Here is a 10,718-nt window from a genome sequence, read left to right on the forward strand (position 1 = left end):
ATTTGGTTTATTTGGGTAATATTCCACATTGAATGTGGTTTCTTTCATAGTTTGGGCATGGAGCCAATGCAAAAGATAAATAGAATAAATGTAAGAAAACATACTTGGACGTCCATAAGCTGAAGGGAGTTTTTCTACTAAGTTAAACGACAATCGATAGCAGCCTCTAGTATTCATACTAAGTAAACTTTGGGTATTAATGGATCAATCGCTAATTGTTCACGTTTATTGGTTTGTTTCATGGATTATCACCACAAAGGTTTACTTTTCATCAATACATGTAGATGGAGTACTTTATGTAAAAGTTGATTGGAACGAATGGCAGTGACTCCGCCCACGAAAAGCGTCCGCCTGTAGTGGAAAGTAAAAGAAAAAAGACTGAAGGCAAACTCTCGATTTTTTTGAGTTTGTCTTCAGTCTGAGAGGTGTCTTTATAGTTGAGGCACTTCTTTTTAATCTGTCATTTAGTTAAAATTCTTTATCCATTTGAGGTGAAGTACGATAAAAACGGAAATTGCCCGTTTCTATTCGTGCAAACGTATTTTCTTTAATACGATCATGACAAATTGTACACATATACGTATGAATTGGACGATTACGTAACTTCTTTGCTAAAGGCAGATTATCATCTAAATTATCAATCGTATCGCAAATAACGCATTTTACGCGCATTGCATTCCCTCCTATTCAGCGCGAATGGCTGATATGTTTTTAATAGGATTGTCAATATTTGAACCATCTTTTAATAATACATGGATTGGGCCATCTTCTAAAAGAGGCTTGCCGTCTTGGCTATATTTTAATATTAGTGTTGAAGCTTCTTCAATTGTGAATGGGAATTCTTGTCCATCTTTGCATTCTAAAACGATTTTTGTCGCTTCAGGTTTAATTTCAGCATTCTTCAAGAAATGACTTAATTGGATACCAAAAGTACCTGTTTCCATTCCTTTACGGTCAAATTTACGCTCTGATTTTAATGTAGGTGGGAATGTGGCCCCCTCCATAATTTCACGAGACCAGTGAGCACCAACCTCACGCATATATTTGATGTCAGAATCTTCCTCAATGTTTTGTGTCGTAAAGTAAGTGTTTAAATCTAATTTACGATCGTCGAATATCCATACAGTGGGATCTAATGTTAGTTGGTATGAGACGGCACCTGTAATAGGAATTATTGTTTCCATAATAGAAATCCTCCTTAAATCTTGTATATCCATGACATAGTATAACGCTAATGCCTAGAGATAATAAAGAAATATAAACCGAATTCTCTATTTTCCAATGAAGACACTTGCATTTTTAACGACTAGAAGATAAACTTTATTAAGATAGAATCGAAGAAATATCAGATAATGGGGGCGTCCTCATGGATACGAAATCACAAACTTCTTTTCAAGAGAAGGCTTTGGAGCTATTAGTTGCTGATGCAGACAAGATTGCTCGCCTTATTCGAGTACAAATGGATCATTTAACAATGCCACAATGCCCTTTATATGAGGAAGTATTAGATACACAAATGTTCGGCCTATCACGTGAAATCGATTTTGCTGTGAAGCTTGGACTGATTGAACGTGATAAAGGCAAAGAAATTCTCGATTCACTCGAGAAGGAACTGTCTGTGTTGCACGACGCGTATACAGACAAATAAAAAGAAAAACTCAAACGCTTCTTTGCGCTTTGAGTTTTTTTACTAGAACGAGGTTTTCTAATGAGACAATACTTAAAAAGATATGCACAAAATTTTGATTACCCCTTATTTTTTACGGTCCTATTATTAAGTTTATTTGGGTTAATAATGATTTACAGTTCAAGTATGATGGTAGCGATTGCGCAAAAAGAGCAAGCACCTGATTTTTTTTATCAAAAACAAGTTACCAATTTATTGGTGGCATTTATTGGTTTTATAGTGGCAGCCTTTTTCCCCTACAAGCATTATGCGAATAAGAACATTATGTTATTACTAACGATCGTACTAGCGGTGTTATTCACATGGTTAAAATTGTTTGGTCACGGGGCAGATCAAGTAGGCTCTCAGAGTTGGATTGCTATTCCAGGATTAGGGAATTTTCAACCTTCGGAATATGCGAAACTATTTATTATTTTATATTTTGCAGCTGCTTTTTATAGAAAAGCGCAAAAACATACGTTTGAAAAGCTACAACCAACTGAAATTTTTTATCCCATTTTCCTATGGATTTTAGTGGTTGCTGGGGTAGCTTTCGAAACAGACTTAGGAGCAGTTATTATTCTGTGTGGAATAGCTGTATCTGTAGTAGCTTCAAGTGGCATTCCCTTTAAAACATTTTGGAAGTTCTTTGGTGTATTAGTAGCCTTCGGTGCAGCAATCCTTGGTATCCTTTTGCTATTCAAGGGGGAACTACTAACTGATAACCGTAAAGGACGGATTCTATCTTATTTAAATCCGTTTGAATATGAGAGTGGTAGTGGTCACCAAGTGGTGAATAGTTATTATGCCATTGGCGGAGGTGGCTTAGAAGGACGTGGTCTTGGTCAATCGATTCAAAAATTAGGGTACTTACCTGAACCACAAACAGATTTTATAATGGCGATTATAATGGAGGAATTGGGAATATGGGGAGTTTTAATTGTCTTAGGTGGTTTAGGATTTATTGTATATAAAGGTTTTTCCATTGCATTACGAACAAAAGATCCGTTGGCACGCATGATTGCAGCTGGTATTGCGAGTTGGATAGGCTGGCAATCGTTTATTAATCTTGGGGGGATAACCGGGTTAATCCCGTTAACCGGTGTAACGTTACCTTTTATAAGCTATGGCGGTACATCTATAATCATTCTATCTTTAGCGATGGGAATATTAATCAATGTTTCTATGTTTGAAAAGGTAGAGAGGAAAAAAACACAATCATAAAGGGGGATATCTATGGAATCAATCAACAAAATTCTCGTAGCCAATCGAGGAGAAATTGCAATTCGTATTTTCCGTGCCTGTACGGAGCTGAATATCCAAACCGTTGCCATCTATTCAAGGGAAGATAGTGGTGCCTTTCATCGCTTTAAAGCAGATGAAGCTTATTTAGTGGGAGCTGGCAAGAAACCAATTGATGCCTATTTAGATATTGAGGGTATTATTGCCATCGCAAAAGATGCAGATGTTGATGCGATTCATCCAGGGTATGGTTTTTTATCAGAAAACGTGGAATTTGCACGTCGCTGTGAAGAAGAGGGGATTGTCTTTATTGGACCAACTTCTCAGCATTTAGATATGTTTGGGGATAAGGTCAAAGCACGTTCGCAAGCTATTGCGGCTGAGATTCCTGTTATTCCTGGTACAGATGGTCCTGTAGCCGATCTAGCAGAGGTAGAGGCATTTGCTAACGATTATGGCTTTCCAGTTATGATTAAAGCGGCACTTGGCGGTGGTGGGCGTGGGATGCGTCTTGTGCATACACCAGCGGAGCTTGCTTCTTCTTATGAAAGGGCAAAATCAGAGGCAAAGGCTGCTTTTGGATCTGATGAGGTGTATGTTGAAAAGGCCATCATCAAACCAAAACATATTGAAGTACAAATTATTGGCGATCAGCAGGGCAATATTGTGCATTTATATGAACGTGATTGCTCGATTCAACGTCGTCATCAAAAAGTGGTTGAGATTGCGCCATCCCATTCGATTTCACAAGAGTTAAGAAATCGTATTTGTGATGCTGCGGTGAAATTAATGAAGAATGTCTCGTACATAAATGCAGGGACAGTGGAATTTTTAGTTGCAGGAGAAGATTTTTATTTCATCGAGGTGAACCCTCGCATTCAAGTAGAACATACGATTACAGAAATGATTACAGGTGTCGATATTGTCCATGCCCAAATTAAGGTGGCAGCAGGCTATGGTCTACACAGTGAAGAAATTCATATGCCGAAGCAAGAGGATATGCCAATGATTGGCTATGCTATTCAGGCTCGTGTGACAACGGAAGACCCTGCTAATGACTTTATGCCGGATACAGGAAAATTAATGGTTTACCGTTCAAGTGGCGGTTTCGGTGTGCGTTTAGATGCAGGGAATGGATTCCAAGGTGCTGTCGTTACACCATACTATGATTCTTTACTAGTGAAAATCTCAACATCAGGCATGAACTTTAAAGAAGCTGCTGCGAAAATGGATCGTAATTTAAAAGAATTCCGTATTCGTGGTGTTAAAACGAATATCCCGTTTTTAAATAATGTCGTCACACATGAAAAATTTTTATCAGGTGCTTTTGATACAAGCTTTATTGATACAACACCAGAGTTATTTGAATTCCCTGTTCGAAAGGACCGAGGAACTAAGCTGCTAAGCTATATTGGGAATGTTACATTAAACGGCTTCCCTGGAGTAGAGAAAAAATCTAAGCCCATTTTTGTGCGACCGAACATACCTAAAATCGATCCACTTATTGTGCCACCAGCAGGTACAAAGCAAATTTTAGACACACAAGGGGCAGATGGCTTAGTACAATGGATTTTAGCACAGGATGATGTACTGCTAACAGATACAACATTCCGTGATGCTCATCAATCCCTGCTCGCTACACGTGTTCGATCACAGGATATGTATCAAATTGCTGATGCAACAGCTCGTATGATGCATCAACTATTCTCGCTGGAAATGTGGGGTGGGGCAACATTTGATGTAGCCTATCGTTTCTTGAAAGAAGACCCGTGGGAGCGTTTAGCCAAACTACGTGAGCAAGTGCCAAATGTGTTATTCCAAATGTTATTGCGTGGAGCCAATGCTGTTGGTTATACGAACTATCCTGACAATTTAATCCGTGAATTTATCGCCGAATCGGCAGCATCAGGCATTGATGTCTTCCGCATTTTTGATAGCTTGAACTGGATTAAAGGCATGGAAGTAGCTATTGATGCAGCGCGTCAATCTGGAAAAATTGCGGAAGCGGCGGTTTGCTACACAGGAGATATTCTGGACGACAGTCGTGCCAAATATTCGGTGCAATATTATAAAGATATGGCGAAAGAGCTTGAAGCAGCAGGTGCCCATATTTTAGCGATTAAAGATATGGCTGGTTTATTGAAGCCAGAAGCAGCTTATCGTTTAATTTCCGAGTTAAAAGAGACGACAAGTCTGCCAATCCACTTGCATACACATGACACAAGTGGTAACGGGATTTATTTATATGCGAAAGCCATTGAAGCAGGAGTAGATATCATTGATACAGCTCTTGGCTCTATGGCTGGCTTAACATCTCAGCCAAGTGCAAACTCTTTGTACTATGCGATGAAGGGCGGTAAACGCGAGGTACGTGCGGATATAGATGCTTTAGAGAAATTATCGTACTACTGGGAAGATGTACGTAAATACTATAAAGATTTTGAAAGTGGTATGATCAGCCCACATTCTGAAATTTATGTGCATGAGATGCCTGGTGGACAATATAGTAACTTACAGCAGCAAGCAAAAGCAGTGGGTCTTGGCGATCGTTGGGAAGAAGTAAAACATATGTATTCCCGTGTAAATCTACTATTTGGTGATATTGTTAAAGTAACACCATCTTCCAAAGTGGTAGGCGACATGGCACTTTTCATGGTGCAAAATGATTTAGATGAAAACACAGTGCTAACTCGAGGGCAAACGATTGATTTCCCAGATTCTGTTATTGAATTCTTCCAAGGCTATCTTGGACAGCCACATGGCGGATTCCCAGAGGCACTACAGCAGGTTGTGCTCAAAGACCGCCAAGCAATTACAGTTCGTCCAGGAGAGTTATTAGAGCCTATTCAGTTTGAACAATTAGAGACTGTACTGGAGGATAAGTTAAATCGTCCTGTTACGAAAAAGGATGTATTAGCCTATGCACTCTATCCAAAAGTCTTTGAAGAGTATGCGAAAACGGAAGAATCCTTTGGCAATATTTCGGTTCTAGACACACCTACATTCCTATATGGCTTAAAGCTAGGGGAAATTATTGAAGTCGAAATCGAAAAAGGAAAAACGTTAATTATTAAACTTGTTTCCATTGGTGAACCTCAGCACAATGGGACGCGTGTTCTGTACTTCGAGTTAAACGGACAATCTCGTGAATTGGTTATTCAAGATATGACCGTAGAGGTAGATGGTAATCTAGCTTTAAAAGCAGATCCAAGCAATCCAAATCAAATTGGTGCTACAATGCCAGGTACTGTGTTAAAAGTCGTTGTTTCCAAAGGTAGTCCAGTTAAACGCGGTGACCACCTATTAATCACAGAAGCAATGAAAATGGAAACAACCGTTCAAGCACCGAAAGACGGCGTTGTGAAAGAGGTTTATGCAAGTGCAGGGGATGCCATTTCAACAGGGGATTTATTGATTGAAATTGAATAAATAATCATGAAAAAGGTTATGAGATGCTATTTGAGCATCTACATAACCTTTTTCATTGTATTTAAATATTAAATCCTTTAAAATTTGATTAAGTAATCAAAAAAATAATTAATTAATCAGAAGGAGGATCTATGGATAGCCATAAAAACACGTTTATTCAGGAAGCTAGAAAGCAACAAATTATTGCAGCAACTATAACGACGCTAGATGATATTGGTTATATCAAGGCAAGTTTAGCACAAATTGCTAAACGGGCTACTATCAGTACAGCATTAATTTCATACCATTTTGCAGATCGTCAAGATTTGATCGACCAAAGCCTGCAAGCGTTACTTGAACAATCCGCAACATTTATTTTGACAAAAACATATGCTGCCGATGATCCAGCTACACAATTGGCAAATTTCATAGAGGCAAGTATTGCTTATCAAGCGACACATCCGAAGGAGAATGCGGCATTATTAGAAATTATATTCAATGCTCGTACAGCTGAGGATGTTCCTTATTATAAAATTTCGGATGATGGTGAAGATCCTTTATTGAAGGCTTTATGTAAAATATTAGAGGATGGTAAAGAACAGGGGACATTTACTGTTGACTCTGTCCAGGTGATGGCAAAAGTGATTCAAGGTGCTATTGGTGAATATATGCTAATAGGGGGACCGATTTCGGTTGAGGCAGAGGAATATAGTCAAGAAGTAATTAAGATTATGTGGACAGCAATGAAAGTAGAGGGACATAAAAATGCTTAAAGCACTATTTAATTGGATGTTTGTCATTGGTTTAATTCTATTAGGAGGTCGTCTTGTAACGGTTATTTGTCGATATTTCGATATTCCTTTTACAACATTTTTTAAAGACTATGCGCTAGTATCTATGATTATTTTAATTGTAGGAATTATAGGAACGGAGACCTTGAAGAAACAAAAATAAGAATCATAGAAAAAAGATTCGTCACATAATAGGTGGCGAATCTTTTTTGATAGCCTATTTCTTTTTTTCATTATAATTACTACGAGCAACTAACATGATCATGTAGCATAATAGACCGAATAAAAGGGAAATGAATAATGAATGCAGTAAAGCGACTGTTAAATTCAGTCTAGTGAGGACTACTAACATACCAGCAACCACTTGTAAAACTACTATAGTAAAGGCAATAACCCATCCATAGTAAATAACACGTTGATTTTTATATTCTTTCACAGCGTGCCAAGTTATGTATGCAATCCAAATGAAAATAATAAGAACAGCTAGTCGATGTCCCATTTGCACCCACTCGTACATGTTATTCGGTAGTGCGAAAGGTGTTTCATTATAGCAAAATGGCCAGTCAGGACAAATTAAGCTCGAATCTGTATGACGAACCAACGCCCCTGTATAAACAACTAAATAAGAATAAATTGTGACAGCAATTGTATGCCAACGTAACTTTTTACCAATAAATACGTTATCGGCATCAAATTTTCGATCGACCTCAAATACAATCATAGAAAGAAGAAGAACCGCAGCAAAGGAAATAAGAGAAATTCCAAAATGAAGTGCAAGGATGAAATCACCTTGTCCCCATAATACTTGAGCTGCTCCAATAAGAGCTTGCGCGATTAAGAAAAACATCGCTAAGAAACCTAATAGCTTTACTTCACGAATATGTCCGAGTTTACGCCATGTCCAAATGGTTAACACAAGAATTGAAATAGATACGACTCCAGTTACAAGACGATGTGAAAATTCAATCAGGACTTCTGGTGTAATCTCCTTTGGAATAAGAGATCCATTACAATCAGGCCAGTTTCGACCACAGCCTAAGCCACTATCTGTTTTGGTAACGAGAGCCCCACCTAGTAATATAAGGAGCATCCCTACTGTAGCGGCAACAGCAAACCACTTTAAATACCTGTTGTGTTGCATAAAATGAGTCACCTACTTTATCTATCAACATTACAAGAGCGTAATGTTTCTGCTACTAGATAATATCGAAAATACGTATAAAAAACAACTTGTAAAGAGAAGGGAGTAATAGATGTCGAATCCATTTCACAAATTGTTCATAATTTCGTGCTTTAACCTTCACAATTCATTTTAGAAAATGTTTTACTATAGATATGTTGTTTTTATTTATATTTCTAGACAAAACTAATTTTTACAACTTCATCTAAATTTCACTTAATGTCTAGAAATCAATCGCAAATTTCGCTATAGTTATTGTTAGCGGAATATGCTTACAAAAATGAAAGGAGAGGTATTATGTCAAACGGTCGTACACTGGCGGCTACTAGAAATACTGGCCCAGAAACAACATCTGTTGTAAAAGATTTCTTAGCACTAATAAAAATTGGCATCGTTAACTCGAATCTTGTCACAACGTTTACAGGGATGTGGCTGGCTTTTCAGTTTACTAGTAGACATTTCTTGCAAGAGCTTGATGTTATATTCTACACCATGCTGGGTGCGGCATTAATCATTGGTGGCTCAGGTGCAATGAATAACTTCATTGATCAGGATATTGATCCTATCATGAAAAGAACAAAAGCAAGACCGACAGTGACTGGCAGATTCAAGCCGAATTTTGTATTGACCATTGCCCTCTCATTTTTAATTGTAGGTGAAATTTTGTTATTTGCGGCATCGTTTGCAGCCGGCATGTGGGGACTAGCAGGAATATTTGCTTATGTCGTTCTGTATTCAATGTGGTCAAAGAGGAAGCATGTTAGTAACACGGTTGTAGGAAGTATTTCAGGGGCTATACCTCCAGTTATTGGATTTGCAGCGGTTGAACCTGCTTTAGGTCTAGGAGCACTTGCCTTATTTCTTATTATGTTTGCATGGCAGCCACCACATTTCTATGCGCTTGCTATGAAACGTACGGAGGAATATCGTGCAGCTAAAATACCAATGCTACCTGTAGTAAAGGGATTTAAACGTACAAAGTACTCAATGTTATTCTGGATTCTTTTATTATTACCGTTACCTTTCCTTTTACCAGAGCTTGGAATTGGCTTTTTAACTCTTGCCACTGCATTGAATTTGGGTTGGTTAATACTAGCTCTGAAAGGCTTTACAACAAAAGATGATATGAAGTGGGCAAATAAAATGTTTATTTATTCGTTGAATCATATGACCATACTATTTGTAGCCATCATAATATTTGCGCTGTTTAGCTAAAGTTAGGAATTCTTTCTTTTTTTTAAGAATTCATATAGACAGAACTAATGTCCTAGGAACACATGAAAATACAACAAAGAAAGAGGGGTTTAATTAAGCATGATGAAAGGGCTTAAAAAATGGCGTCTTTTTTCACTTCTAGCAGTGATGATGGTTTTCCTTTCAGGTTGTGGTGAAGATTATCTTTCTACACTAAAACCATCTGGAGAAGTAGGTAAACAACAATTAAATTTATTACTGTTAACTACTATAATTATGACGCTAGTAGTAGTAATCGTATCCGTTATTTATTTACTTGCATTCCTAAAATACCGTCGTTCACGCGTTGGTGAAAATGTTATCCCTAAGCAAGTAGAGGGTAGTCACACATTAGAAGTGATTTGGACAGTTATACCGATTATTTTATTATTAATTATCGCTGTACCAGTTGTTACAACTACTTATAAATTTGCAGATGTTGCTGCAATGGATGAGGTAGATGAAGAAGGGAATAAAACTGCCCTAACGATCAATGTAACAGCAAAATTATACTGGTGGGAATTCGAATACCCTAACCAAGGTATCGTAACGGCTCAAGAGCTAGTAGTACCAACAGGTGAAAAGGTTTACTTTAATTTAAAAGCTGCCGATGTTAAGCACTCATTCTGGATTCCTGCTGTAGGCGGTAAAATGGATACAAACGTAGAAAACTTAAACAAATTCTACTTAGTATTTGATAAAGAATCTAAAGATCTTAAAGATGGCGTATTTTATGGAAAATGTGCTGAATTATGTGGACCTTCACATGCATTAATGGACTTTAAAGTAAAAGCATTAAGCCCAGATGCATTTGACGCATGGGTTGATGCAATGAAAGCAACAGAAGGACAAATTGCTGACAAAGCTTCAACAGATCTTGGTGAAGCAACTTTTGCTAACAGCTGCTTAGGCTGTCACGCTATCTCAGGTTCAGGAGCAGGCGGTACACCAGGTCCAAACTTAACTACGTTTGGTGACCGTAACCGTGTTGCTGGTTTCTTAGAACACAATGAAGAAAACTTAAAAGCTTGGATTAAAAACCCAGAAGAATTTAAACCAGGTAACTTAATGATGAACGCTGAAGGCACTGCGCCTATTTACGGTGATTTATCTGATGAAGAAATTGAAGCTCTTGCAACTTATATCATGAGCTTATCAGTTGAAAAATAAATTTCGTTCTATGTAACAAATTTTGAGG

At 37.8% G+C, this 10,718-nt stretch carries 10 protein-coding genes; 7 read left to right on the plus strand and 3 right to left on the minus strand.

What is annotated here, in order from left to right; translation table 11 throughout:
- Positions 1-468 precede the first annotated feature (468 nt).
- Together NV349_RS04350 and NV349_RS04355 are read right to left on the minus strand one after the other, a co-directional pair.
- The gene (locus NV349_RS04350) at positions 469-672 is read right to left on the minus strand and encodes a YlaI family protein (protein ID WP_036125360.1); all 204 of its coding nucleotides are present in this window, start codon (positions 670-672) and stop codon (positions 469-471) included.
- Positions 673-683: 11 nt separating this feature from the next.
- Positions 684-1,184 carry a molybdopterin-binding protein gene (locus NV349_RS04355; protein WP_036125357.1) on the minus strand — a complete coding sequence of 167 codons (501 nt, stop codon included), beginning with the start codon at positions 1,182-1,184 and terminating at the stop codon, positions 684-686.
- A gap of 182 nt (positions 1,185-1,366) precedes the next feature.
- Here NV349_RS04355 and NV349_RS04360 point away from each other — a divergent pair, with 182 nt between their 5' ends.
- From NV349_RS04360 to NV349_RS04380, 5 genes are all read left to right on the plus strand, one after another.
- A complete protein-coding gene (locus tag NV349_RS04360) occupies positions 1,367-1,648 on the plus strand; it encodes an Fpa/YlaN family protein (protein ID WP_036125355.1) in 282 nt (93 codons plus the stop codon).
- 60 nt (positions 1,649-1,708) lie between these two features.
- Positions 1,709-2,890, plus strand: a complete 1,182-nt coding sequence (locus tag NV349_RS04365) for an FtsW/RodA/SpoVE family cell cycle protein (protein ID WP_058843453.1) — start codon at positions 1,709-1,711, stop codon at positions 2,888-2,890.
- Between the two features lie 12 nt (positions 2,891-2,902).
- Positions 2,903-6,337 carry a pyruvate carboxylase gene (pyc, locus tag NV349_RS04370; RefSeq protein WP_058843454.1) on the plus strand — a complete coding sequence of 1,145 codons (3,435 nt, stop codon included), beginning with the start codon at positions 2,903-2,905 and terminating at the stop codon, positions 6,335-6,337.
- Positions 6,338-6,468: 131 nt separating this feature from the next.
- Positions 6,469-7,089 carry a TetR/AcrR family transcriptional regulator gene (locus NV349_RS04375; protein WP_036125348.1) on the plus strand — a complete coding sequence of 207 codons (621 nt, stop codon included), beginning with the start codon at positions 6,469-6,471 and terminating at the stop codon, positions 7,087-7,089.
- Positions 7,082-7,270 carry a hypothetical protein gene (locus NV349_RS04380; protein ID WP_036125343.1) on the plus strand — a complete coding sequence of 63 codons (189 nt, stop codon included), beginning with the start codon at positions 7,082-7,084 and terminating at the stop codon, positions 7,268-7,270. The genes NV349_RS04375 and NV349_RS04380 overlap by 8 nt, the downstream gene beginning before the upstream one ends.
- Before the next feature lie 54 nt (positions 7,271-7,324).
- On the opposite strand, the gene NV349_RS04385 is transcribed toward NV349_RS04380, so the two are convergent.
- Positions 7,325-8,248: a COX15/CtaA family protein gene (locus NV349_RS04385; RefSeq protein WP_058843455.1), complete on the minus strand. Its 924-nt coding sequence runs from the start codon at positions 8,246-8,248 to the stop codon at positions 7,325-7,327.
- 336 nt (positions 8,249-8,584) lie between these two features.
- On the opposite strand from NV349_RS04385, the gene cyoE reads away from it, so the two are divergent.
- Together cyoE and coxB are read left to right on the plus strand one after the other, a co-directional pair.
- Entirely contained in the window at positions 8,585-9,502 is a 918-nt protein-coding gene (gene cyoE / locus NV349_RS04390) for a heme o synthase (protein WP_036125331.1), read from the plus strand.
- A 99-nt stretch (positions 9,503-9,601) separates the two neighbouring features.
- The gene (coxB, locus tag NV349_RS04395; protein ID WP_036125330.1) at positions 9,602-10,690 is read left to right on the plus strand and encodes a cytochrome c oxidase subunit II; all 1,089 of its coding nucleotides are present in this window, start codon (positions 9,602-9,604) and stop codon (positions 10,688-10,690) included.
- Positions 10,691-10,718 lie beyond the last annotated feature (28 nt).

The organism is Lysinibacillus sp. OF-1 (assembly GCF_028356935.1).
GTDB lineage: Bacteria > Bacillota > Bacilli > Bacillales_A > Planococcaceae > Lysinibacillus > Lysinibacillus fusiformis_D.